Raw genomic sequence first — 23,761 nt, 5'->3', positions numbered from 1 at the left:
ATCCATGCGCCAACGGCCCGCGCGGCCAGACAAGGGCGGACCAACCGGCAAGCCTGGCCTCAGAACCTGTTTGCAATCTGCGCGTGGGTGCAGAAGGCGCGGCGCTGGGCGCCCGTGGGCCTTGCAGATCCTCGCCGGGCCGCAAGGCCCGTCTGCGGTTTGCGCCTTGCAGTCCATCCCGATGCGCGAGCTTTCGCCTCTCACGGCCAGGTCATGAACAGGCGCTCAGCGCCGCGCCATCTTCTGCGCGCGCAAAGCCTCCTTTGCCCGCCTTCGCGCGCAGGCTTTGCAAGGTCTGCCCCTGACTGCCGCGCCTCGCATTTCCGCCTCCCGCACTTCCACACCCCATGAGACTGGCCCTGGGCATTTCCTACCTTGGCGCGGCCTATCAGGGCTGGCAAAGCCAGCCTTCGGGCCAGACCGTGCAAGACCGGCTGGAAGCCGCCCTCGCTGCTTTTGCCACCACGCCCATCGCCACCTTGTGCGCGGGCCGCACGGATGCGGGCGTGCACGGCCTCATGCAGGTCGTGCATTTCGACACGCCCTTGCGGCGCGAACTCTTTTCGTGGGTGCGCGGCGTCAATCGCTTTCTGCCGCCTGACATCGCCGTGCAATGGGCGCGCGAAGTGCCCGAAACCTTCCACGCCCGTGCCAGCGCCCTGGCGCGCCGCTACGCCTACATCCTGCTGGAATCGCCCGTGCGCCCCAGCCTGGAAGCGGGCCGCGCGGGCTGGAGCTTTCGCCCGCTGGATGGCGCGGCCATGCAGCAAGCGGCCAGCCATCTGCTGGGCGAGCACGATTTCACTTCCTTTCGCGCCGCCGCCTGCCAGGCGCTCAGCCCCGTCAAAACGCTCACCCGCGCCAGCGTGGCCCGCTGCGGCCCCTACTGGCGTTTTGACTTCGAGGCCAACGCCTTTTTGCACCACATGATTCGCAACATCATGGGCTGCCTGGTCGCCATCGGCCAGGGCCAGCGCCCGCCGCAGTGGATGCAGCAAGTCATCGCCGCCCGCAGCCGCGACGCCGCCGCGCCCACCTTCGCGCCAGACGGCCTTTACTTTCTCGGCCCGCGATACGCCCCCGAATGGCAATTGCCTGAAAAAACGGCGGCCTTTGAATGGCTGCCCCAAGCATTTTCACGCCACTGACAAGGAGAAATCATGGCTAAATTCCTCAGAACCTGTTCATGATCTGGCCGTGAGGGGCGAAAGTGTGGATCGGGATGGGCTGCAAGGCGCAAACCGCAGGCGGGCCTTGTGGCCCGGCGAGGATTTGCAACGCCGCAGAGCGCCCGATTCCGCGCTTTTCGCACCCACGGACAGATTGTGAACAGGTTCTCAATACTAGTGGAATTAATTACCACCTTGAAGAAATCATCAAGGGCGCGCGGGATCGCCTCATCATCATCAGCCCCTATCTGAAACTCAATGACCGGATTCGCGAACTGCTGGAAGACAAAGACAGGCTCAAAATCGACGTCCGCATCATTTACGGCAAAGCCGATTTGCACCCCGAAGAAGTCAAATGGCTGCGCAATCTCAAATACGTGCGCACCAGCTATTGCAATAATCTCCATGCCAAGTGCTACCTGAGCGAAAACGCCTGCATCATCGGCAGCCTCAATTTATACAGCTTCAGCCAGATTAACAACAATGAAATGGGCATATTCATTGAACGGCAGAATGATCACCAGCTTTATCAGGATGCCTATGAAGAAGCCCAACGCCTGATTCGCATCAGCGAAGAAGTGCGCATTTCCCTTGAAGTCGTGGAAAAAGACGCGCACCCCGCGCCCAAGGCCGCTGCCCATCATGAAGACGATGAAAAATCCGAAAACGCCAGCGGCCTGCTGACCACCTCCAAGCTGGCCCAGAAACACAAAATGAAAACAGAACCCATGCTCGAAAAACTGACCGCTGCGGGCTATCTGGAATGGCGCGACGACAAACACTTTTTGACCGAACAAGGCAAAAAAGCAGGCGGGCAATTCAAAACGGGCCGCTTTGGCGCCTATTTCCTGTGGCCGGAAGATCTCGTGCTTTGAAAACCTGCCCAAAGTTCGTCTGTGGGCGCAAAAAGCGTGGCTCCGGGTGCGGCGTGCGGCGAACCCTCGCCGGGCGGAGCAAGGCGGAGGAATAGGCAGATTTTCGCTCCTCTATTCATAGCAATAGGTCCTAGTGGAAAGAGCGCGAAGCGGGGTTTCGTCCTCTCAAATTCGCTCCTGTTTTTAATGTGCTCTGGCTGGCGGCACAAGGCCAGTCCCTGCGGGGCGGGCGCTGCCTCGCGCTGGCAGCTTCGTTTGAAACCGCAGGAAAATACCCGCGCATCACCGGTTTTTCTGAGGGGCATTGCGGCCCAGGCGCTTGCGATGCAGCGCAAGCGAAAGCCGGATGCCCGCCTTTGCGATATGGCCTGGGAGCGATTTTTTTCATTCCGGGCTGCTTAATCACTGCCAAACCGGAAAGAACCATGAAACCCGCCCTGAAAACATGAAACCACGCACCCGAATCAAAATCTGCGGCCTCACGCGCGAGCAAGATGTGGACGCCGCCGTGGCCGTTGGCGCGGATGCCATCGGCTTTGTGCTCTACCCCAAAAGCCCGCGCCACGTCACGCCTGCGCGGGCGGCGGCGCTGGCGCGGCGGCTGCCGCCATTGGTCACGCCCGTGCTGCTGTTCGTGAATGAAACCGCCGCCAGCGCGCAGGCCGCCAGCGCGCTCGTGCCCGGCGCCACGCTGCAATTTCATGGCGATGAAACGCCCGCCGAATGCGCCGCCATCGCCCAGGCGTGCGGGCGGCCTTACTGGCGCGCCGCGCGCATTCCCAATGACATTCCCGGCGATATTGCGGCGTGCGGGGCGGCTGGTTTCGACTTGTTAAAATTTGCCGCCGATTACGCATCGGCCCAAGCCCTTCTTCTTGATGCGCACGTCGCCGGTTATGGCGGCGGCGGAAAGTCATTCAATTGGTCACGCCTGCCAACAAACGTTGCCGCTCACCTCGTCTTGAGTGGTGGATTGACGCCTGCAAACGTGGGCGATGGCATTGCTGAACTGCGCCAGCGCGGGCTGTCTCTGGCCGTCGATGTGTCTTCCGGCGTGGAAGCCACGGGGCCAGAGGGGCAGCCCCTCAAGGGCATCAAAAGCGCAGAAAAAATGGCTGCTTTCGTGGCCGCCGTGCGCCAGGCTGATGCCTGATGCACCTTGGCCGACACGCCCCGCGCCTGACCCAACCTGGCAGCCAGATAAAACCCGTCTGGCTTTTTCATTCCCGGCCCTGCCTGCGCGCCAAACCAAAGCGCCCATCATTCGGGCAGGCCCTGAAAACATTTTCCAGAAAACATTTTCCTGCCATGATTTCAAATTCCCAACCCGATGCCAACGGCCATTTCGGCCCCTATGGCGGCTGCTTTATCAGCGAAACGCTGACTTATGCCATCAACGAGCTGAAAAACGCCTACGCCAAATACCAGAATGACCCGGATTTTCTGGCCGAATTCCAAAACGAACTGGCGCATTATGTGGGCCGGCCCTCGCCCGTTTATCACGCGGCGCGCACCAGCCGCGAACTGGGCGGCGCGCAGATTTACTTGAAGCGCGAAGATTTGAACCACACCGGCGCGCACAAAATCAACAACGTCATCGGCCAGGCCATGCTGGCGCGGCGCATGGGCAAGCCGCGCATCATTGCCGAAACCGGCGCAGGCCAGCACGGCGTGGCCACCGCCACCATCTGCGCGCGCTACGGCCTGCAATGCGTGGTGTACATGGGCGCGGAAGACGTCAAGCGCCAGTCGCCCAACGTTTACCGCATGAAACTGCTGGGCGCGACCGTCACGCCCGTGGAAAGCGGCAGCAAAACCCTGAAAGACGCGCTCAACGAAGCCATGCGCGACTGGGTGGCAAATGTGGACAACACCTTCTACATCATCGGCACCGTGGCCGGGCCGCACCCTTATCCGATGATGGTGCGCGATTTTCAAAGCGTGATTGGCAAAGAATGCCTGACGCAAATGCCCAAAATGCTGGGCGCTGAAAAACAGCCCGACGCCGTCATTGCCTGCGTGGGCGGCGGCAGCAACGCAATAGGCATATTCCACCCCTATATTCCTTTTGAAAAAACCCGTTTGATCGGCGTGGAAGCCGCCGGGCGCGGGCTGGACAGCGGCCAGCACGCCGCCAGCCTGGAGCGCGGCAGCCCCGGCGTGCTGCACGGCAACCGCACCTACGTGCTGCAAAATGACGACGGGCAGATTATTGAAACCCACAGCATCAGCGCCGGGCTGGATTATCCCGGCGTCGGCCCCGAACACGCCTGGCTGAAAGACACGGGCCGCGCCGAATATGTGGGCATTACGGATACTGAAGCGCTGGCCGCTTTTCACCACCTGTGCCGCACGGAAGGCATTATTCCCGCGCTGGAATCCAGCCATGCCTTTGCCCACGCCATGAAAATCGCGCCCGCCATGCGGCCCGACCAATCCATTCTGGTTTGCCTCTCGGGCCGTGGCGACAAAGACATAGGCACCGTGGCCGATCTCGACGGCGTTGATTTCTACGACCGCCCCTCCATGCGCGGGCATGTGGTGAAAGGGGCGGGCAACGGGACCCAAGGGCCGCAAGGTCAATAACACCATGCCGGCTCCTTTATCCTGGAACGAAATCAAATCCCGCGTGCTGAATTTCAGCCGCCGCTGGGCTGACGCCGCCAATGAAGATTCGGAAGCCAAGCCTTTCTGGATTGAGTTTTTCGACTGCTTTGGCATTACCAACAAGCGTGTTTTCACGTTTGAGTTGAATGTCAAAAAGCACGGCGGCGGCGCTGGCTTCGTTGATCTGTTCTGGCCCGGCATGCTGCTGGTGGAACAGAAATCGCGCGGCAAAGACCTGGACAAAGCCTATGCCCAGGCCACTGACTATCTGGCTGGCATTTCCGAGCGGGATTTGCCCCAGATCATCATCGTCAGCGACTTTGCCCGCTTTCGTGTCTACGACCTGACGGATTGCCAGCCCGGCCGCTACACCGAATTTGCCCTGGCCGATTTGCACAAGCACGTGCGCCTGTTTGGCTTTATTGCGGGCTACAAGCCCCAGCGAATCGAGCCGCAAAACCCGGTCAATATCAAAGCGGCCGAACGCATGGGCGAGCTGCATGACGCGCTCAAAAGCGCGGGCTACGCGGGCCACCCGCTGGAAGTGCTGCTCGTGCGCCTGCTGTTTTGCCTGTTTGCCGACGACACGGCCATCTTCCAGCCCGCGCAGGCTTTCCGCGCCTTTATTGAAGAGCGCACCTCCGAAGACGGCAGCGATCTCGGCCCCCGCCTGGCGCAACTGTTTCAGGTGCTTGACACGCCCGAAGGCCAGCGCAGCAAGAACCTGGACGAGCAACTGGCCGCTTTTCCCTATGTCAATGGCCGCCTGTTCGCTGAAAGCCTGCCCATTGCCGACTTTGATGCAGACACCCGCGCGGCGCTGCTCAAGGCTTGCGCGCTGGACTGGTCAGCCATCAGCCCCGCCATCTTTGGCAGCCTGTTTCAGTCCATCATGGACGAAAAGGCCCGCCGCCACCTGGGCGCGCACTACACATCGGAAGAAAACATCCTCAAGCTCATTCGACCGCTGTTTCTGGATGAATTGCGCGCCGAGTTTGAAAAAGTCAAACGCCAGCGCAACAAGCTGTTTGAGTTTCATAAAAAGCTGCGCACGCTGAGCTTTTTCGACCCCGCCTGCGGCTGCGGCAACTTTCTTGTCATCAGCTACCGCGAATTGCGCCTGCTGGAGCTGGATGTGCTGCGCGCCGCCGCCGCCTTGTCGGGCCATGCCGGCCAGCAAAGCGTGGACGTGCACCAGCTCATCGGCGTCAATGTGGACCAGTTCTACGGCATCGAAATTGAAGAATTTCCCGCCCAGATCGCCCAAGTGGCCATGTGGCTGATGGACCACCAGATGAACCTGCGCGCCAGCGAGGAATTCGGCCTGTACTTTGCCCGCATTCCGCTGGTGGCCAGCCCCCGCATCGTGCACGGCAACGCCCTCACGCTGAACTGGGATGACGTGCTGCCCGCCAGCCGGTGCAGCTACGTGCTGGGCAATCCGCCCTTTGTGGGCGCCAAGTTCATGAGTGACAGCCAGCGCTGCGACACGCGCGCCGTGTTTGCCGGCATCGACAACGCGGGCCTGCTGGACTTGGTGGCCGCCTGGTACGTCAAGGCCGCCCGCTACCTGAGCCAGCCGCAAGACCCCGCGCTCAGCGCTGCAATGCCGCCATCAGCGCTGCCGCCAGCGCCCGCGCGCTGCGCCTTCGTCTCGACCAACAGCATCACCCAGGGCGAGCAGGTAGGCGCTTTGTGGGGCTGGCTGCTGGCCCAGGGCGTGCACATTCACTTTGCCCACCGCACCTTCGCCTGGAGCAATGAAGCGCGCGGCAAAGCCGCCGTGCACTGCGTCATCATCGGTTTTGGCCTGCAAGACCGGCCGGGCAAAGTCATTTATGAATACGAAGACATCAAAGGCGAGCCGCACGCCCAGCCCTCCAGCAACATCAACCCCTACCTGGTAGACGCGCCCAACGTGGTTTTGCCCCGGCGCAGCAAGCCGATCGGGGATGTGCCGGAAATCGGCATTGGCAACAAACCCATCGACGACGGCAACTACCTTTTCAGCACCCAAGAGCGCGATGCTTTCATCGCCCTTGAACCGGCCAGCGCCAAGTGGTTTCGCCGCTGGCTGGGCGCAGACGAATTCCTGAATGGCTATGAGCGCTGGTGCCTGTGGCTGGGTGACACCCCGCCTGCCGAGCTGCGCGCCATGCCCGAAGCCATGAAGCGCGTGCAGGCTGTCAAGGCGTTTCGCCAGGCCAGCAAAAGTCCGCCTACTCAAAAACTGGCGGCCATACCCACACGGTTTCATGTGGAAAACATGCCAGGCACTGACTATTTGCTTTTCCCACGTGTGTCATCAGAGAGAAGGCACTTTGTTCCCATAGGGTTTATTGATCCAAAGACCTTAACAAGCGATTCAGCTCTCATATCAACGGGTGCCACCCTTTTCCACTTCGGCATCCTCTCCAGCACCATGCACAACGCTTGGGTGCGTGCGGTCTGTGGCCGTTTGAAAAGCGACTTTCGCTATTCCGCCGCCATCGTCTACAACAACTACCCTTGGCCCTTCACACCTGCCGCAGAACAGGCCAAGGCGTCTGACGCGCAAGTGCACAAAGCGCAAGCCGCCATCGAAGCAGCAGCGCAGGCCGTGCTGGACGCCCGCGCCGCCCATCCGGGCAGCAGCCTGGCCGATTTGTATGACCCTTTGACCATGCCCGCTGGCCTGCTCAAAGCCCATCAAAAGCTCGACGCGGCAGTGGACAAGGCCTACCAACTGGCTGGCGGCCCCAAAACCTATGCGGGCGATGCTGCCCGCGTGGCCTTTCTCTTTTCCCTCTACCAGCGGCAAACCGGCTTGCTGGCCGCTGCGCCAGCGCCTCGCCGCCGCCGTGGCGCGGCCTCATCCTGATCGCGCCGCTTTCTTCTGCCCCATTTTTTGCGCCGCATTCATTCCTTTGCCTTCTTTTTTCCCAAGCCATGAGCCGCATCCAATCCACTTTTGAACATCTCAAGCAACAAGGCCGCAAGGCGCTGATTCCCTATGTGATGGCGGGCTTTCCCGAAGCGGGCATCACGCCTGCGCTGATGCACGCGCTGGCTGATGCCGGGGCTGACGTGATCGAGCTGGGCGTGCCGTTTTCAGACCCCAACGCCGACGGCCCCGTGATTCAGCGCGCGGGCGAGCTGGCGCTGGCGGGCGGCACGGGGCTGGCGCAGGTGCTGGAGATGGTGAAAACCTTCCGCCAGCAGGGCGGCAAAACGCCCGTGGTGCTGATGGGCTATGCCAACCCCGTGGAGCGCTATGACCAGCGGCGCGGCGCGGGCGCGTTCATTCGCGATGCGGCGGCGGCGGGCGTGGATGGCCTGCTCATCGTCGATTACCCGCCCGAGGAATGCGCCGACTTTGCCGCCGCGCTCAAAAGCGCGGGGCTGGACCTCATCTTTTTGCTTGCGCCCACCAGCACAGACGAGCGCATGGCGCAAGTGGCGCGCCTGGCCAGCGGCTATGTGTATTACGTGTCGCTCAAGGGCGTGACGGGCGCGGCCAGCCTGGATGTCGCGCAGGTGCAGGCGGCCGTGCCGCGCATTCGCCGCCATGTGCATGTGCCCGTGGGCGTGGGCTTTGGCATACGTGATGCCGAAACGGCGCGCGCCATTGGCAGCGTGGCCGATGCGGTGGTGATTGGCTCGCGGCTGATTCAGCTGGTGGAAAGCGCCGCGCCCGACAATCGGCTCCAGGCCGCCGCCGGCTTCATGCGCGAAATCCGCGCGGCGCTCGATGGCATTGAACCTCAACCGACGCAAAGAGCTTGAAACATGTCCTGGCTTGAAAAAATACTGCCCCCCAAAATCCGCAAAACCGACACCGCCGCGCGCCATCAAATTCCTGAAGGGCTGTGGCTCAAATGCCCTTCGTGCAGCACGGTGCTCTACAAAACCGATCTGGAGCAAAACCAGTTCGTCTGCCCCCATTGCAGCCACCACAACCGCGTGGCTGCGCGCATCCGCCTGGGCCTGTTTCTGGATGAAGGCGAGCGCCATGAAATCGGCCAGGACATCACGCCCACCGACGCCCTGAAGTTCCGCGACAGCCGCAAATACCCCGAGCGCCTGAAAGAAGCCGCGCAAGCCACGGGCGAGAGCGACGCGCTCGTGGTCATGAGCGGCGCCGTGCTGGGCATGCCCGTGGTGGCCGCCGCGTTTGAATTCAACTTCATGGGCGGCAGCATGGGCAGCGTGGTGGGCGAGCGCTTCGTGCGCGGCGTGCAAGCGGCCATCGAGCGCAAAACCCCCTTCATCAGCTTTGCCGCCACCGGCGGCGCGCGCATGCAAGAAGGCCTGTTCAGCCTGATGCAAATGGCCAAAACCAATGCCGCCCTCACCCGCCTGGCGCAAGCGGGCCTGCCCTACATCAGCGTGCTCACCGACCCCACGATGGGCGGCGTCTCCGCCGGCTTTGCCTTCATGGGCGACGTGGTGATTGCCGAACCGAAGGCGCTTATCGGCTTTGCCGGCCCGCGCGTCATTGAAAACACCGTGCGCGTCAAGCTCCCCGAAGGCTTTCAGCGCGCCGAATTCCTGCAAGAAAAAGGCGCCGTCGATTTCATTTGCGACCGCCGCGAACTGCGCGAAAAAATTGCCCACATCCTCGCCATGCTCCAGCGCCAGCCCGCCGAAGCCGTGGGCTGACCGGGCCTGCGCCCCACGCCCAAACCAACGAAAAGCCGCCGGATGGGCGGCTTTTCATGCGTGTATGGCTGCGCTGCGCCTTCCGCACGCCCATCAAGCTGTCCGCCGCTTTTCAGGCCTACTCGCGGCTTGCAGCAGAAAAAGCGAGCCGGGCCGTGGCGGGCATAAGCGCCAGATGGGCGGCTGGCGGATAGGCCATTTCGCTCCTTGATTCATAGCATTGGGTCCTAGTAGAAACTGTGCAGAACGAAATTTCGACCCCATTGAATTTGCTCCTTCTTTTGATGCTTTCCGGCCCCTGTTCGTGGCCTGACTGTGAGAGGGCAGGGCAAGGCAAGGCGGAGTGGGGAAGAAGGCGCGCGCCTGTGTGAATCAGCCTGTTTATTCATTCCTGCCCCCGCCTTTTCAATGGGCGAAGCGTCCACACGAGACAGCGGGCGGCCTGCGTGGCCATGACGCAAGAGGGAATTGGCTGCAACTCGCTCCTGTATCAATAGCATGATGTCCTAGTGGAACCTGCGCGAGGCGGTATTTCATGCCCTTTATATTTGCTCCTGTTTCTGATGCAATCCGGCAGGGCAGGGCAGCGGGCAACCGCTTTTTGCGTGGCGCGCAATGGCGCTGAAAGCGGGCGGCTTCAAAAAATCAGGGCAAAAAAAACGGCGCCATGAAGCGCCGTTTTCGTGAGCTGGCGGCAAAGCGCCATCAGCGGTAGAGCTGGTTGCCTTCAACGCGCACGCGGTCGCCCACGCGCACGTTGGGCGGCTCGGCGTAGTCAAATGTGCGGGAGCCGCCGTTTTCCAGATGCACCGTCACGCGGTACACATCGCGGTCATAGCCGCCGCCGCTCAGGTTTTGCTCCAGCACGCGGCCAATCAGCGCGCCGCCCACGGCGCCCGCGACGGTGGCCGCCGTGCGGCCGCGCCCGCCGCCAATCTGGTGGCCCAGCGCGCCGCCCACAACGCCGCCAGCCACAGCGCCCACGGTCCCATCGCTGCCGCTGCTGCCACGGCGGATGAGGTCCACACCCGCCACGCGGCCAAACTGGGAGTAGGCCTGCTGCTGGTAACCCGGCTGCTGGTACTGGCCGTAGCCCGGCTGCGGATAGGGCTGCTGCGGGTAGTAGCCGTAGTTGGGGTTGCTTTGGCAGGCCGCGAGGGTGAGCGCGGCGGCCAGGCCCAGCGTCAGGGATGCGGTTTTTTTGATGTTCATGTGAACTCTCCTGGTGAAAAAACGAAGTGACGGCGAGACTAACGCCGGATGACTTCCTGGCGCTGACAGCGGCAGCGCGTGGCGCTGTAACAAGCAATGCAGCTTATTTCAGACCCGTGGAGCCATAGCCGCCTTCGCCGCGCTCGCTGGCGGCAAAAGCATCGACCACGTTGAACGTGGCCTGCACCACGGGGACGATGACCATTTGCGCGATGCGCTCCATGGGTTCGATGGTGAAAGGCGTGGCGCTGCGGTTCCAGGCGCTGACCATGAGCTGGCCCTGGTAGTCGCTGTCAATCAGGCCCACGAGGTTGCCCATGACGATGCCGTGCTTGTGCCCCAGCCCCGAGCGCGGCAGGATGAGCGCGGCGTAGCCCGGATCGGCCAGGTGCATGGCCATGCCGGTGGGCACCAGCTGCCAGGCGCCAGGCGCCAGGGTGAGCGGCGCGTCGATGCAGGCGCGCAAGTCCAGCCCGGCGCTGCCCGGCGTGGCGTAGGCGGGCATTTGCGCGCGCAGGCGCCCGTCAAGAATGCGGATGTCGATTTTCATTTTTCAGAGCCTGTTCATGATCTGACCGCACGGGGCGAGTGGGCAGATCAGGTTGGGCGGCCAGGCGCAAATCACAGATGGATCTTGTGACCCGGACGAGGCATTTGCAATGCAGCAGGAAGGTCCGGGTCCATGCTTTTCGCGCCATCAACAGATAGCGAACAGCCTCTTACTTGCGCTGCGGGGGCAGGTCGGTGCAGCTGCCGTGGGCCACTTCGGCGGCCATGCCCAGGCTTTCGCCCAGGGTGGGGTGGGGGTGGATGGTTTGGCCGATGTCGATGGCGTCGGCGCCCATTTCAATGGCCAGGGCGATTTCGCCAATCATGTCGCCCGCGTGGGTGCCGACGATGCCGCCGCCGACGATGCGGTGGCTGGCTTCGTCAAACAGGAGCTTGGTAAAGCCCTCGTCGCGGCCATTGGCGATGGCGCGGCCGGAGGCTGTCCAGGGGAAGAGGCCCTTTTTGACTTTGACGCCCTGCGCCTTGGCCTGCTCTTCGGTCAGGCCGACCCAGGCCACTTCGGGGTCGGTGTAGGCCACGCTGGGGATGACGCGGGCGGTGAAGGCGCTGCGGGCCAGGGCTTCGTCGCCCTTGAGTTCGCCTGCGATGACTTCGGCGGCCACGTGCGCTTCGTGCACGGCCTTGTGGGCGAGCATGGGCTGGCCGACGATGTCGCCAATGGCGAAGATGTGGGGCGCGTTGGTGCGCATCTGGGCATCGACTTCGATGAAGCCGCGTTCGGTGACGGCCACGCCGGCTTTGTCGGCGGCGATTTTCTTGCCGTTGGGCGTGCGGCCTACGGCCTGGAGCACGAGGTCATAGACGCCTTCGCTGCGGGCGCCGTCCAGCCCTTCAAACCGGACTTTGATGCCGTCGGGCGTGGCTTCGGCGCCCACGGTTTTGGTTTGCAGCAGGATGCGGTCAAAGCGCGGCTGGTTGAGCTTTTGCCAGACTTTGACGAGGTCGCGGTCGGCGCCTTGCATGAGGCCGTCTTGCATTTCCACCACGTCAAGCCGCGCGCCCAGGGTGCTGTAGACGGTGCCCATTTCGAGGCCGATGATGCCGCCGCCGACGATGAGCATGCGTTTGGGCACGCTTTTGAGCGCCAGTGCGCCGGTGGAGTCCACCACGCGGGGGTCGTCGGGCATGAAGGGCAGGTGCACGGCCTGGCTGCCGGCGGCGATGATGCAGCGCTTGAAGCGCACGGCTTTTGTGCCGCCAGCGGGCTGCTGGCCGCTGCCGCCGGTTTCCTGCACGTGCAGGGTGTAGGCGTCTGCAAACGCGCCGATGCCGCGCACGAGGGTGACTTTGCGCATTTTGGCCATGGCGGCCAGGCCGCCGGTGAGTTTGGCGACGACTTTTTCCTTGTGGGCGCGCAGCTGGTCCAGATTGACCTGGGGCGCGCCGAAGCGCACGCCAGCGGCTTCGAGATGGCGTGCTTCGTCGATGACGGCGGCCACGTGCAGCAGGGCTTTGGAGGGGATGCAGCCTACGTTCAGGCATACGCCGCCCAGGGTGGCGTAGCGCTCGACAAGAACGACGGACAGGCCCAGATCGGCCGCGCGGAAGGCAGCGCTGTAGCCGCCGGGGCCTGCGCCGAGCACGAGCACGTCGCATTCGATGTCAGCGGGCAGGCTGCTGGCAGGGGGCATGGCAGCGGACGCTGCAGCCGGGGCGGCGGAAGCCTTGGGCGGCGTGGGGGCGGCGGGCGCGGGCGAAGACGCCGCAGCCGGGGCAGCGGGCGTGGCGGCGGCCTCACTGGTTTCCAGCGTGAGCAGCACGGAGCCTTCGCTGACTTTGTCGCCCAGCTTCACGCGCATTTCTTTCACCACGCCGGCGTGGCTGGTGGGAATTTCCATGCTGGCCTTGTCGGATTCAACCGTGACCAGCGACTGCTCCTGGCGCACGGTGTCGCCGGGCTTGACGAGCACTTCGATGATGGCGACGTCTTTGAAGTCGCCAATGTCGGGAACCTTGATTTCAATGGTGGACACGGGGAGTCTCCTGTCTTGCGAAGGGATGAAAAGGGGAGGAAGGCTGGGCCGTGCGGCTGGCGGCGTCTGCCGCAGCAGCGGGCCACAGGGCCTGAAGGCCGGGCGGCACGGGCAGGGGCGAGGCAGTCAGGTGCGGCGTGAGCGCCACGCCCAGGCGCGCGAATGTCTCGGTCAGGCCCGCAAGCGGGCAGGCGGGCGATTCGGTCGCCATGCAGACAAGGCGGCCCGGGCGGCCATCGGCCGGGCGGTCTTGCGGCAGCAGCGCGGCCAGGCGCTCCACGACGGATTGCGCCGGGTCCAGAAACTGCACTTGCGGCGCGGCCTGCTCGAAAAAAGCGCGCAGCCAGGGCAGATGGGTGGAGGAAAGCGTGCACACATCCACGCCGGGGTGCTGCCGCAGCAGCGCCTGCATGAAGGCATGAACCTGGGTTTGCGTGCCGGCCGCATCGCTCAGGAACGCGCCGCTTTCCACCAAGGCCACCAGGGCCGAGGCATTGACAACGCGCACGGCGCGGCCCGCCGCTTCGCGCTGCACGTAGGCTGCAATTTGCGGACTGCTGACCAGCGAGGCCACGCCCATCAGCGCCACTTCGCCGCTGCGCGAGAGCGCCAGCGCCTGCCGCACTGGCGGATAGACGCCGAGCACGGGCACGGGGCTGAAGGCTTGCAACTCTTGCAGCACCATGACGGAAGGCGCGTTGGAAGCCAACACCACGGCGCGCGCCCCCCAGTCTGCCAGGCGGGCAATGGCCGCGCCCACCACGCGCCCCAGTTCGGCATGGGTTTTGCCGCCATAGGGGAAGCTGGCGCGATCGGCCAGGTAGATCACGTCCTGCCACGGGTAGCGCTGCTGGATGAGCCGGGCCACCGCGTAGCTGCCAATGCCCGCGTCGAACACGCCCACGGGCGCGCGCAGTTCCCGCCATTGCGCCAGAGCGTGCGAAGCGGCGCTTGGGTGATCTGTATCAGGGGGCCTGACAGTGGCGCGGGGCATGGGGCCTGGAATGAATGAAAAGAGAATTTAAAAAAGCGAATGGCGATTTACGCTGGAATCAATCCCACCAGAAATACCAGACGGGGGAATACAGCAGAGTTTTCGCCAGCGATTCAACATCGCCCACGCCCTGATCAACGATATCGTTGCAAAACAGATATTGCTGCTGCGCCAGCTCCAGGGCTTCTTCTTTGGTTTGGGGCGGGCGGGCCACTTGCATTTCCAGCACGTCAGCCGTGGCGCAGACGATTTGCGCGCCATGGCGCTCTTGCCAGAATTTGCAAATGGCGGCCATTTCGGCAGGCAGGGGGCATGCATTCCACCCGCCCAGTTTCAGGTAGCAGGGAATTTGCCAGTTTTCTTGCGCGGGTATGCAAGCCAGGGCGGCCGTGTCGAGAAAGCGGCCCGTCAGGATGTTGCGGTGGCTGCGAATTTCGCCGTGCGCTTCTTCGGGCGATGCGGGCCATTCGGGCGGTTCTGCGCCATGCGGGGCGCTGATGCTGGCGGCGCCCACGTCCAGCCATTCTTCGGCGTCAGCATCCATATCGGCCTGCTGGCTGGCAAACCATTCCAGCGCATCGATTTCAAGGGCTTGCGCAATCAGCTCTTGCGGAGATTTTTTGCTGTGGAATTCAAAATTTTCCTGAATGCGTTCCAGGCTTTCATCGTCGCCCAAAATGACGGCAAAGCCACCATTTTCTTGCTGCAATTGCGCCCGTTTTTCCAGCGCCTGCGCGCCAGGAACATGATGAACCGGATAGGGAAATGTCATGCCGCCTCCTTGTCTGGCTGAACAAAATGCCCGGCGAGCGGCCGGGCATTCGGTTTTCAAATGGTTTCCGAAATGGCTTTTCCGGCCAGAAACGTATCAAAGCAGGATGCGGCGGTAATCCGCCAGCACCTGGCTGAGGTAGGCATTAAAACGCGCGGCCGCCGCGCCGTCGATGACGCGGTGGTCATAGCTGAGCGACAGCGGCAGCGTCAGGCGCGGCGCGAACTGCTTGCCGTCCCACACGGGCTTGAGGCTGCTGCGCGACAGGCCCAGGATGGCCACTTCAGGCGCGTTGATGATGGGCGTGAAGTGCGTGCCGCCAATGCCGCCCAGGCTGCTGATGGTGAAGCAGCCGCCTTGCATGTCGGCGCTGCCCAGCTTGCCTTCGCGCGCTTTTTGGGCCAGCTCGCCCATTTCCTGGCTGATTTGCAGGATGCCTTTCTGGTCGGCATTTTTGAGCACGGGCACGACCAGGCCGTTGGGCGTGTCGGCGGCAAAACCGATGTGGAAATACTGCTTGTAAACCAGCGCGTCGCCGTCAAGGCTGGCGTTGAAGTCAGGGTATTTCTTCAGCGCGGCTACCACGGCCTTGATGACGAAGGCGAGCATGGTGACTTTGATGCCGCTCTTTTCGTTTTCCTTGTTGGTGCGCACGCGGAAGGATTCCAGCTCGGTGATGTCGGCCTCGTCGTTGTTGGTGACGTGGGGAATCATCACCCAGTTGCGCGCCAGGTTCGCGCCGCTGATTTTCTTGATGCGCGAAAGCTCCTTGCGCTCGATAGGGCCGAACTTGGCGAAGTCCACCTTGGGCCAGGGCAGCAAATCAAGCCCTGCGCCGCCCATGCCGCCGCGCGCGGCCTGCGCCTGCGTTTGCAGGTTGCCGGACATGATGGCCTGGGTGAATTTCTGCACGTCTTCCTGCGTGATGCGGCCTTTGGGGCCGCTGCCCTGCACTTCGGCCAGCGGCACGCCCAGTTCGCGCGCAAATTTGCGCACGCTGGGGCTGGCGTGGGGCAGGCCCTGGGGCTGGTTGATGGCCGGGCGCGTGTTGTCCAGCGCGGCGGCTGCCGGGGCAGGAGCGGCTGGCGCTTCCGTTTTGATAGCGGCTGGCGCTTGGCTGGCGGGCGCTGGGGCCGTTTTTGGCTCTTCTTTCGGTGCGGCTGCGGCGGGCGCGGGAGCCGCTGCTTCTGCGGCGGCTTCCACAATGGCGATCACGCTGCCTTCGCTCACTTTGTCGCCCAGCTTCACTTTGAATTCCTTGAGCACGCCAGCATGGCTGGAAGGAATTTCCATTGAAGCCTTGTCGCTTTCCACGGTGATCAGGCTCTGGTCAGCCTGCACAGCGTCGCCGGGCTTGGCCAGCAGCTCGATCACGCCGACGTCCTTGAAGTCGCCAATGTCTGGAACCTTGATTTCAATTTGTGCCATTTGGGGTTGTCCTCTCTGGGTGCGTCGGGTCAGGCATGCAGGGGATTGACTTTGTCGGCCTTGATGCCGTACTTGGCAATGGCCTGGGCGACCTTGCTGGCGGGCAGCTTGCCTTCTTCCGACAGGGCCTTGAGGGCCGCCACGACGATGTAATGGCGGTCGATCTCGAAGTGCTCGCGCAGGCGGAAGCGGAAGTCGCTGCGGCCAAAACCATCGGTGCCCAGCACCTTGAAGCTGCGCGCCGAGCCATCGCCGTTTTTCGGGATGAAAGGACGGATGGGTTCGACGTAGCTGCGCACGTAGTCGGTGGAGGCGACCACCGGCCCTTCATGTCGGCCCAGCTGCTGCGCGACAAAGGGCACGCGCGGCGCTTCCGTGGGATGCAGCATGTTCCAGCGCTCGCAGTCCTGGCCGTCGCGGGCCAGCTCGGTAAAGCTGGGGCAGCTCCACACATCGGCAGCAATGCCCCAGTCTTGCGCCAGCAGGGCCTGGGCGGCCAGGCTTTCGCGCAGGATGGAGCCGCTGCCCAGCAGCTGCACGCGCTGCACGGGCGCTTGTGCGCCGGGGCTGCACAGGTACATGCCCTTGATGATTTGCTCTTCAGTGCCTGCCTTCAGGCCGGGCATGGCGTAGTTCTCGTTCAGCAGGGTGATGTAGTAGAAGACGTTGTCCTGCTTTTCCACCATGCGCTTGAGGCCGTGGTGCAGGATTACGCCCACTTCATGCGCGAAAGTGGGGTCGTAGCAAACGCAGTTGGGAATGAGCGCCGCCTGCACCTGGCTGTGGCCGTCTTCGTGCTGCAAGCCTTCGCCGTTGAGCGTGGTGCGGCCCGAAGTGCCGCCCAGCAAGAAGCCGCGCGCCTGCATGTCGCCCGCCGCCCAGGCCAAATCGCCAAAGCGCTGAAAGCCGAACATGGAGTAGTACACGTAGAACGGAATCATGATCCGGTTCGAGGTGCTGTAGCTCGTGGCGGCGGCAATCCAGCTGGCCATGCCGCCCGCTTCGTTGATGCCTTCCTGAAGAATCTGCCCGGCCTTGTCTTCCTTGTAGTACATGACCTGGTCGCGGTCCACCGGCGTGTAGAGCTGGCCCTTGGGGTTGTAGATGCCGATCTGGCGGAACAGCCCTTCCATGCCGAATGTGCGCGATTCATCCACCACGATGGGTACCACGCGCGGCCCCAGCGCCTGATCGCGCAGCAGCTGGGTCAGAAAGCGCACGTAGGCCTGCGTGGTGCTGATTTCGCGGCCTTCCGCCGTAGGCTCCAGCACGGCCTTGAACGTTTCCAGCGCAGGCACGGTGAACTGCTCGTCGGCCTTGGTGCGGCGGTGCGGCAGGTAGCCACCCAGGGCTTTGCGGCGCTCGTGCAAATAGCGCATTTCGGGCGTGTCGTCCGCTGGCTTGTAGTAGGGCAGCTTGGGCAGCTCGCTGTCGGGCACGGGGATGCTGAAGCGGTCGCGCATGTAGCGCACGCCTTCATCGTCAAGCTTCTTGGTTTGGTGGATGGTGTTCTTGCCTTCGCCGTACTTGCCCATGCCGTAGCCCTTGATGGTTTTCACCAGCAGCACGGTAGGCTGGCCTTTGTGGTGCTGCGCGGCATGGAAGGCGGCATACACCTTGCTCGGCTCGTGGCCGCCACGGCGCAGGCTCCAGATTTCCTCGTCGCTCATGTGCTCCACCAGCTTGGCGGTTTCGGGGTATTTGCCAAAGAAATGCTCGCGCACGTAAGCGCCGTCCTTGGCTTTGTAGACCTGGTATTCGCCGTCCAGCGTTTCCATCATCAGCTGGCGCAGCTTGCCGCTTTTATCGCGCGCCAGCAGATCGTCCCAGCCCTTGCCCCAGATGAGCTTGATGACATTCCAGCCCGCGCCCCGGAAGTCGCCCTCCAGCTCCTGGATGATCTTGCCGTTGCCGCGCACCGGGCCATCCAGCCGTTGCAGGTTGCAGTTGATGACGAAGATGAGGTTGTCCAGCCCCTCGCGCGCGGCCATGCCGATGGCGCCCAGGCTTTCCGGCTCGTCCATCTCGCCGTCGCCCAGAAAGGCCCAGACCTTGCGGTTTTCCGTATTGGCGATGCCGCGCGCGTGCAGATATTTCAGAAAGCGCGCTTCATAAATGGCCATCAGCGGCCCCAGCCCCATGCTCACGGTGGGAAATTGCCAGAACTCCGGCATCAGCTTGGGGTGCGGATAACTAGAAAGCCCTTTGCCGCCCGTTTCCTGGCGGAAGTTGTTCAGCTGCTCTTCGGTGATGCGCCCTTCCAGAAATGCGCGGGCGTAAATGCCGGGCGAGCTATGGCCCTGCAAATAAACCAGATCGCCGCCATGCCCTTCACTTTCGGCGTGCCAGAAATGGTTGAAACCCGCGCCCAGCATGGAAGCAAGCGAGGCAAAAGAGCCAATGTGGCCGCCCAAATCGCCCCCGTCAGCCGGATGCAGGCGATTGGCGCGCACCACCATCACCATTGCGTTCCAGCGCATGTAGGCGCGCAGGCGCTTTTCGATCTCGATATTGCCGGGGCAACGCGCTTCCTGATCCGGCTCAATGGTGTTCACGTAGCCCGTGGTGGCCGAAAACGGCAGATCAATGCTGTGCTGGCGCGCGTGTTCCAGCATTTCCTCAATCAAAAAATGCGCGCGTTCTGCGCCTTCGCGGTCAATCACGGCGGACAGCGCATCCAGCCACTCTTTTGTTTCCTGCTCATCCGTATCCACGATGGGGGCGCCGGAAAGGTTTTTCGGGTTTTCTGACATGAAGGCATCTCCTGCAAGGGTCGTAACAAACGATATGTGGCCTGCTGGCCTGCGAGGCATAGTGAGTAATCATCGCACAGCGAAATACCCCTGCCGCCATCAAACAAACGGGGCAAACGGAGATGAATCAAGAGCGGACCGCGCGTTTTACAAACCTTTGCACAACCAAGGTTGAACTTCCCTTTTGGCACTCTTCCAAAGGGAGTGCTAACATTTTTGCCAATATGACCGAGAAAACCACAGCATTGCCTGCTTCTGCCCCTGTTTCCATGCCGGCTTCCGCCCCTGCCGCCCAAGCATCCACCGCCGTTGCCGTGGCCAATCCGTGGGCCGTGGTGCCCTCGCTGGGCAATCTGGATGCCTACATCACCGCCGTCAATCGCCTGCCCCTGCTCACGCAAGAAGAAGAGCAGCAAGCCGCGCGCGAGCTGCGCAGCAGCGGCAGCCTGGAGGCGGCGGGCCGCCTGGTGCTTTCACACCTGCGGCTGGTGGTTTCCGTCTCGCGCCAGTATCTGGGCTACGGCCTGCCGCATGGCGATTTGATACAGGAAGGCAATGTGGGGCTGATGAAGGCCGTCAAGCGCTTCGACCCTGATCAGGGCGTGCGCCTGGTCAGCTACGCACTGCACTGGATCAAGGCCGAAATCCACGAATACATCCTCAAGAACTGGCGCGTCGTCAAGCTCGCCACCACCAAGGCGCAGCGCAAGCTCTTTTTCAACCTGCGCTCCATGAAGCACGAGCTGCGCGCCGAAGACGCCCAGTCCGACATCACCCCGCGCGACACGCTCACGCAGGCGCAGGTGCTCACCGTGGCCGAAGAACTCAAGGTCAAGCCCGAAGAAGTGCGCGAGATGGAAGCGCGCATGGCTGGCGGCGATGTGCTGCTGGACCCCGCGCCCGCCGATGACGGCGACCACGCCTTCGGCCCCATCTCCTGGCTGTCTGACGCCAGTCATGAGCCTGCCGCCATGATTGAAGCCGCCCAGCGCGACCGCCTGGCCACCGAAGGCATTGCCACCGCCTTGCAAAGCCTGGACGAGCGCAGCCGCCGCATCGTCAGCGAACGCTGGCTGAACGTGCGCGATGACGGCAGCGGCGGCATGACGCTGCATGAACTGGCCGCCGAATACGGCGTCAGCGCCGAGCGCATCCGCCAGATCGAAGTGGCCGCCATGAAAAAAATGCGCAAGGCGCTGGCCGAATACGCCTGAAGCCCATCCCCTATCCGCTGCCTGAAGAAAAGCCGCCCTCCCGGGCGGCTTTTTCATGGCTGGGCAGGGGCATTCAACTGCCCCGCGCCATCGTCGTAAGCCTCGAAAAGAGGAGCAGATTCAAGGGGTATGAAATGCCGTTTCGCGCAGTTTCTACTAGGACACCGTGCTATGGATTGAGGAGCGAATCATTCTTGATTGTCCAGCCCTGCGCGTTCAATCAGGTCTGCTGGCTGCTCTTGCGGACAGGCGGCGCGCGGACAATTCGCGCCATGTTTCACATCGTTTTGGTTGAACCCGAAATTCCGCCCAACACCGGCAACGTCATCCGCCTGGCGGCCAATACGGGCTGCACGCTGCATCTCATTGAGCCGCTGGGCTTTTCCATGAACGACCGCCTGCTGCGCCGCGCCGGGCTGGATTACCACGAGTGGGCCGACGTGCGCCGGCATGCGGATTGGCGCGCTTTTCTCGCCGCCCGCCAGCCTGATCCCGCGCGGTGCTTTGCACTGACCACGCGCGGCGAGCGCCTGGCGCACGACAACGCTTTTGCGCCGGGCGACTGTCTTGTTTTCGGCGCGGAAACGCGCGGCCTGCCGCCTGATCTGCTCGCCGCCTTCGCGCCGGCCCAGCGCTTGCGCCTGCCCATGCGTGCGGGCCAGCGCAGTCTCAATCTCTCCAACGCCGTGGCCGTTACGGTTTTTGAAGCCTGGCGGCAGTGCGGCTTTGCCTGAGAAGCTGCTCAAAGCGCCTGTTCAGGCCCTGCTCATGAGCAGGTTCCCGGGGCATGCTGGGTGAAAGGAGCGGAGGGCGCGAAGGGGCATGACGGCCTTGGTCTGGCGCGGCGTCATATCTTCAAAAGAAGGAGCGAATTGAAGAGGGTCGAAATCGGCGCCCGCTCTTATTCCACTAGGACATCATGCTATTGAATCAGGAGCTAAAGAAGCCTGCCGTCCGGCTCTGCATGGCGGCTCCGTGCTTTCCGCTGCTTTCTTTGCGCGCCAGGGGCAGTCCGGATAATTCCGCCCATGAAGAACATCGTCATTCTGATTTCGGGCACGGGCAGCAACATGGCGGCCATCGTGCAGGCGGCGCGGCAGCAGAAATGGAGCGAGCGGCTGGGCGCGCGCGTGGCCGCCGTCATCAGCAACCGGCCTGACGCCAAGGGCCTGCTGTTCGCGCGCGAGCAGGGCATTGCCACTGCCGTGGTCGATCACACGGCGCATGCCAGCCGCGAGGCCTTTGACGCCGCGCTGGCGCAGGCGGTGGACGCACACCAGCCCGCGCTGGTGGCGCTGGCTGGCTTCATGCGCGTTCTCACGCCCGGTTTCGTGGCCCGCTACGCGGGGCGGCTGCTCAACATTCACCCCAGCCTGCTGCCGGCATTTGCCGGGCTGCACACGCATCAGCGCGCGCTGGATGAGGGCTGCAAAGTGGCCGGGGCCACGGTGCACCAGGTTACGGCGCAGCTCGATCACGGCCAAATCCTGGCGCAGGCCGCCGTGCCTGTTTTGCCGGACGACACGGCTGAAACCCTGGCCGCCCGCGTGCTCACGCAAGAGCACTTGATTTACCCGCAAGCCATCGCCAGGCTGCTGGCCGCGCAGCAGGAGGCGGCGGAGCGCGATAGAACGCAATAGAGCGCGGACGGCAGGGGCCTGCGGCGCGGGGCCTCAAGCCTGCTGCGCCAGCTTGGCCAGCGCCTCATCCAGGGCGCGGCCCACATCCGGTTGCAGGCAGTCTTCGCCCTGCTGCTGAACCTGGGCCGCAAAGCCGGTGCGGCGGGCAATGTCCAGCGGCTGGTGCATCAGGCCGCTGACGATCAGGCGCACGCCGCGCCGCGAGCAGGCGCGGGCCAGGTGCACCAGCGCTTCGGCGCCGGTGGAGTCCACGTAGATGACGTTTTTGAGGTCCAGCACGAGCGCGCGCGCGGGCAGGCGGTCTTCCATGTTCTCCAGCACTTTGGTGGCGCCGAAAAACAGCGCGCCATACAGCCGCCAGACTTGCAGCTGCCCTTCATGCCCGGCCAGGCGCGGGGTGGTGGCGGCGTCCAGCTGTTCGGCGCGCGAGAGGCTGGAGATGCGGTAGATGAAGGTCAGGCACGCGGCGGCAATGCCGAATTCGACGGCCACCGTCAAATCAAACACCACGGTGAGCAAGAAGACGGTCAGCAGCGTCACGCGGTAGGGCATGCGGTAGCTGCGCAGGCGGGCGAATTCGCGCCACTCGCCCATGTTCCAGGCCACGAACATGAGAATGGCCGCCAGCGTGGCCAGCGGAATGGAAGAAGCCAGCGGCGCGGCCACGAGGATGACGGCCAGCAGCGCCAGCGCGTGCACCATGCCCGCCACGGGGCTGGTGGCGCCGCTTTTCACGTTGGTCACCGTGCGGGCGATGGTGCCGGTGGCGGGCATGCCGCCGAAAAAGGGCGTGACGAAGTTGGCGATGCCCTGCGCCATCAGCTCCTGATTGGGGTTGTGGCGGTCGTCAATCATGCCGTCGGCCACGCGCGCGCACAGCAGCGATTCGATGGAGCCGAGCAGCGCCAGCGTGATGGCGGGCATGAGCATGTAGCGCGCCGTGCCCCAGCTGAAATCAGGCAGCGCGAAGGCAGGCAGCGCCGCCGGTATGCCGCCAAAGCGGGTGCCGATGGTTTCCACCGGCAGATCAAAAGCGGCCACCGCCGCCGTAGCCAGCGTCAGCGCCACGATGGAGCCTGGCACGCTGGAGAGCTTGCTGCCAAAGGGCAGGATGGGGCCGATGACGGGCACGCGCGCCGTTTTGAGCCAGCCGCCGCCGTGCTGCCAAAGCACGATGACGGCCAGCGAAGCCGCCGCCACCGCCAGCGCCCAGCCGTTGAAAGTGTCCAGATGCGTCCACAGCGTGCTGACGATGCCGAAAAAGTCGCCCGGCATCTTGGCGATGCGCAGGCCCAGAAAGTCCTTGACTTGCGACAGCGCCACCAGCACCGCGATGCCGTTGGTAAAGCCGATGATGACGGCCACCGGGATGAAGCGCACCAGCGTGCCCAGCCGCAGCAGCCCCATCAGGAACAGAAAAACACCCGACATGGCCGTGGCGATGATGAGGTTGCCCACGCCGTAGCGCTCCACGATGCCATAGACGATGACGATGAACGCCCCCGCCGGCCCGCCAATTTGCACCCGGCTGCCGCCCAGCGCCGCCACGATGAAGCCGGCAATGATGGCCGTGAACAGCCCCGCTTCGGGCTTGAGCCCCGACGCAATGGCAAAGGCCATGGCCAGCGGCAGCGCTACCACGCCCACCGTCAGCCCCGCGCCCACGTCTTTTGAAAGGCGCGCGCGGTTGTAGCCCTTCAGGGCGTCAAGCAGGCGGGGGCGAAAGCGGGGCAGGGCAAAGCTCATGACGGCGGGTTGCGAAATGGCGAAACGGGCAATTGTCCGGCAGCGCCGGAGCGCGCCGCTTGACGCAGGGCAGGCGGGCGCTACGGAACACAAGAGGCCGCAAAAGGCAAAAAGATACACGCATTTGGTTGCAGAACGCTTTTATTTTGATAGCGGCCTGCGCTGAT

18 protein-coding genes are annotated in these 23,761 nt (G+C 63.4%); 10 read left to right on the top strand and 8 right to left on the bottom strand.

Going from position 1 to position 23,761, the window contains the following annotated elements; translation table 11 throughout:
* Nucleotides 1-347: 347 nt before the first annotated feature.
* The 7 genes from truA (at nucleotide 348) to accD (ending at nucleotide 9,292) form a co-directional block, all read left to right on the top strand.
* Nucleotides 348-1,148 carry a tRNA pseudouridine(38-40) synthase TruA gene (truA, locus tag ADJ79_RS01745; protein ID WP_050714520.1) on the top strand — a complete coding sequence of 267 codons (801 nt, stop codon included), beginning with the start codon at nucleotides 348-350 and terminating at the stop codon, nucleotides 1,146-1,148.
* Nucleotides 1,149-1,210: 62 nt separating this feature from the next.
* Nucleotides 1,211-2,044: a phospholipase D family protein gene (locus ADJ79_RS01740; protein WP_253273846.1), complete on the top strand. Its 834-nt coding sequence runs from the start codon at nucleotides 1,211-1,213 to the stop codon at nucleotides 2,042-2,044.
* A gap of 394 nt (nucleotides 2,045-2,438) precedes the next feature.
* Nucleotides 2,439-3,197 (top strand): phosphoribosylanthranilate isomerase, encoded by a 759-nt coding sequence (locus tag ADJ79_RS01735; protein ID WP_256381511.1) that lies wholly within the window; start codon nucleotides 2,439-2,441, stop codon nucleotides 3,195-3,197.
* 155 nt (nucleotides 3,198-3,352) lie between these two features.
* Nucleotides 3,353-4,630: a tryptophan synthase subunit beta gene (gene trpB / locus ADJ79_RS01730; protein WP_050714519.1), complete on the top strand. Its 1,278-nt coding sequence runs from the start codon at nucleotides 3,353-3,355 to the stop codon at nucleotides 4,628-4,630.
* Between the two features lie 4 nt (nucleotides 4,631-4,634).
* Nucleotides 4,635-7,511, top strand: coding sequence for a DNA methyltransferase (locus tag ADJ79_RS01725; protein WP_050714518.1), 2,877 nt, complete (start codon nucleotides 4,635-4,637; stop codon nucleotides 7,509-7,511).
* Nucleotides 7,512-7,579: 68 nt separating this feature from the next.
* Complete coding sequence (trpA, locus tag ADJ79_RS01720; RefSeq protein ID WP_050714517.1) at nucleotides 7,580-8,416, top strand: tryptophan synthase subunit alpha; 837 nt, start codon at nucleotides 7,580-7,582, stop codon at nucleotides 8,414-8,416.
* A 3-nt stretch (nucleotides 8,417-8,419) separates the two neighbouring features.
* Nucleotides 8,420-9,292, top strand: coding sequence for an acetyl-CoA carboxylase, carboxyltransferase subunit beta (gene accD, locus ADJ79_RS01715; protein ID WP_050714516.1), 873 nt, complete (start codon nucleotides 8,420-8,422; stop codon nucleotides 9,290-9,292).
* A gap of 705 nt (nucleotides 9,293-9,997) precedes the next feature.
* Here accD and ADJ79_RS01710 read toward each other — a convergent pair.
* From ADJ79_RS01710 to aceE, 7 genes are all read right to left on the bottom strand, one after another.
* Nucleotides 9,998-10,504 (bottom strand): glycine zipper 2TM domain-containing protein, encoded by a 507-nt coding sequence (locus ADJ79_RS01710; protein WP_050714515.1) that lies wholly within the window; start codon nucleotides 10,502-10,504, stop codon nucleotides 9,998-10,000.
* A gap of 103 nt (nucleotides 10,505-10,607) precedes the next feature.
* A complete protein-coding gene (gene dut, locus ADJ79_RS01705; protein ID WP_050714514.1) occupies nucleotides 10,608-11,054 on the bottom strand; it encodes a dUTP diphosphatase in 447 nt (148 codons plus the stop codon).
* Between the two features lie 169 nt (nucleotides 11,055-11,223).
* Nucleotides 11,224-13,047, bottom strand: coding sequence for a dihydrolipoyl dehydrogenase (gene lpdA / locus ADJ79_RS01700; RefSeq protein WP_050714513.1), 1,824 nt, complete (start codon nucleotides 13,045-13,047; stop codon nucleotides 11,224-11,226).
* Complete coding sequence (locus ADJ79_RS01695) at nucleotides 13,034-14,041, bottom strand: glutamate racemase (protein WP_050714512.1); 1,008 nt, start codon at nucleotides 14,039-14,041, stop codon at nucleotides 13,034-13,036. Before ADJ79_RS01695 ends, lpdA begins: the two co-directional genes overlap by 14 nt.
* 58 nt (nucleotides 14,042-14,099) lie before the next feature.
* Nucleotides 14,100-14,813, bottom strand: a complete 714-nt coding sequence (locus tag ADJ79_RS01690; RefSeq protein ID WP_050714511.1) for a DUF4253 domain-containing protein — start codon at nucleotides 14,811-14,813, stop codon at nucleotides 14,100-14,102.
* Between the two features lie 96 nt (nucleotides 14,814-14,909).
* Nucleotides 14,910-16,274 carry a dihydrolipoyllysine-residue acetyltransferase gene (gene aceF, locus ADJ79_RS01685; RefSeq protein WP_253273881.1) on the bottom strand — a complete coding sequence of 455 codons (1,365 nt, stop codon included), beginning with the start codon at nucleotides 16,272-16,274 and terminating at the stop codon, nucleotides 14,910-14,912.
* Nucleotides 16,271-18,994: a pyruvate dehydrogenase (acetyl-transferring), homodimeric type gene (gene aceE, locus ADJ79_RS01680; RefSeq protein ID WP_050714510.1), complete on the bottom strand. Its 2,724-nt coding sequence runs from the start codon at nucleotides 18,992-18,994 to the stop codon at nucleotides 16,271-16,273. The genes aceF and aceE overlap by 4 nt, the downstream gene beginning before the upstream one ends.
* Nucleotides 18,995-19,263: 269 nt before the next feature.
* Between aceE and rpoH the strand changes: the two genes are divergently transcribed.
* From rpoH to purN, 3 genes are all read left to right on the top strand, one after another.
* On the top strand, nucleotides 19,264-20,208 hold the full coding sequence (rpoH, locus tag ADJ79_RS01675) for an RNA polymerase sigma factor RpoH (RefSeq protein ID WP_050714509.1): 945 nt from the start codon (nucleotides 19,264-19,266) through the stop codon (nucleotides 20,206-20,208).
* 272 nt (nucleotides 20,209-20,480) lie between these two features.
* The gene (locus tag ADJ79_RS01670; RefSeq protein WP_050714508.1) at nucleotides 20,481-20,942 is read left to right on the top strand and encodes a tRNA (cytidine(34)-2'-O)-methyltransferase; all 462 of its coding nucleotides are present in this window, start codon (nucleotides 20,481-20,483) and stop codon (nucleotides 20,940-20,942) included.
* Nucleotides 20,943-21,236: 294 nt separating this feature from the next.
* Nucleotides 21,237-21,848 carry a phosphoribosylglycinamide formyltransferase gene (gene purN, locus ADJ79_RS01665; protein WP_050714507.1) on the top strand — a complete coding sequence of 204 codons (612 nt, stop codon included), beginning with the start codon at nucleotides 21,237-21,239 and terminating at the stop codon, nucleotides 21,846-21,848.
* A 33-nt stretch (nucleotides 21,849-21,881) separates the two neighbouring features.
* On the opposite strand, the gene ADJ79_RS01660 is transcribed toward purN, so the two are convergent.
* A complete protein-coding gene (locus ADJ79_RS01660) occupies nucleotides 21,882-23,594 on the bottom strand; it encodes a SulP family inorganic anion transporter (RefSeq protein ID WP_050714506.1) in 1,713 nt (570 codons plus the stop codon).
* Between the last annotated feature and the right edge of the window lie 167 nt (nucleotides 23,595-23,761).

This window comes from Ottowia sp. oral taxon 894 (assembly GCF_001262075.1).
GTDB classification, from domain to species: Bacteria; Pseudomonadota; Gammaproteobacteria; order Burkholderiales; family Burkholderiaceae_C; genus Ottowia; species Ottowia massiliensis.
Note: the sequence above shows the minus strand (reverse complement) of the source record. Positions and strands in the feature narration are given on the sequence as shown.

What these genes read in the sequence shown, in the direction of transcription:
- truA (WP_050714520.1), top strand. Translation starts at nt 348, where the DNA reads ATGAGACTGGCCCTGGGCATTTCCTACCTTGGCGCGGCCTATCAGGGC.
- trpB (WP_050714519.1), top strand. Translation starts at nt 3,353, where the DNA reads ATGATTTCAAATTCCCAACCCGATGCCAACGGCCATTTCGGCCCCTAT.
- ADJ79_RS01725 (WP_050714518.1), top strand. Translation starts at nt 4,635, where the DNA reads ATGCCGGCTCCTTTATCCTGGAACGAAATCAAATCCCGCGTGCTGAAT.
- trpA (WP_050714517.1), top strand. Translation starts at nt 7,580, where the DNA reads ATGAGCCGCATCCAATCCACTTTTGAACATCTCAAGCAACAAGGCCGC.
- accD (WP_050714516.1), top strand. Translation starts at nt 8,420, where the DNA reads ATGTCCTGGCTTGAAAAAATACTGCCCCCCAAAATCCGCAAAACCGAC.
- ADJ79_RS01710 (WP_050714515.1), bottom strand. Translation starts at nt 10,504, where the DNA reads ATGAACATCAAAAAAACCGCATCCCTGACGCTGGGCCTGGCCGCCGCG.
- dut (WP_050714514.1), bottom strand. Translation starts at nt 11,054, where the DNA reads ATGAAAATCGACATCCGCATTCTTGACGGGCGCCTGCGCGCGCAAATG.
- ADJ79_RS01695 (WP_050714512.1), bottom strand. Translation starts at nt 14,041, where the DNA reads ATGCCCCGCGCCACTGTCAGGCCCCCTGATACAGATCACCCAAGCGCC.
- ADJ79_RS01690 (WP_050714511.1), bottom strand. Translation starts at nt 14,813, where the DNA reads ATGACATTTCCCTATCCGGTTCATCATGTTCCTGGCGCGCAGGCGCTG.
- aceE (WP_050714510.1), bottom strand. Translation starts at nt 18,994, where the DNA reads ATGTCAGAAAACCCGAAAAACCTTTCCGGCGCCCCCATCGTGGATACG.
- rpoH (WP_050714509.1), top strand. Translation starts at nt 19,264, where the DNA reads ATGCCGGCTTCCGCCCCTGCCGCCCAAGCATCCACCGCCGTTGCCGTG.
- ADJ79_RS01670 (WP_050714508.1), top strand. Translation starts at nt 20,481, where the DNA reads ATGTTTCACATCGTTTTGGTTGAACCCGAAATTCCGCCCAACACCGGC.
- purN (WP_050714507.1), top strand. Translation starts at nt 21,237, where the DNA reads ATGAAGAACATCGTCATTCTGATTTCGGGCACGGGCAGCAACATGGCG.
- ADJ79_RS01660 (WP_050714506.1), bottom strand. Translation starts at nt 23,594, where the DNA reads ATGAGCTTTGCCCTGCCCCGCTTTCGCCCCCGCCTGCTTGACGCCCTG.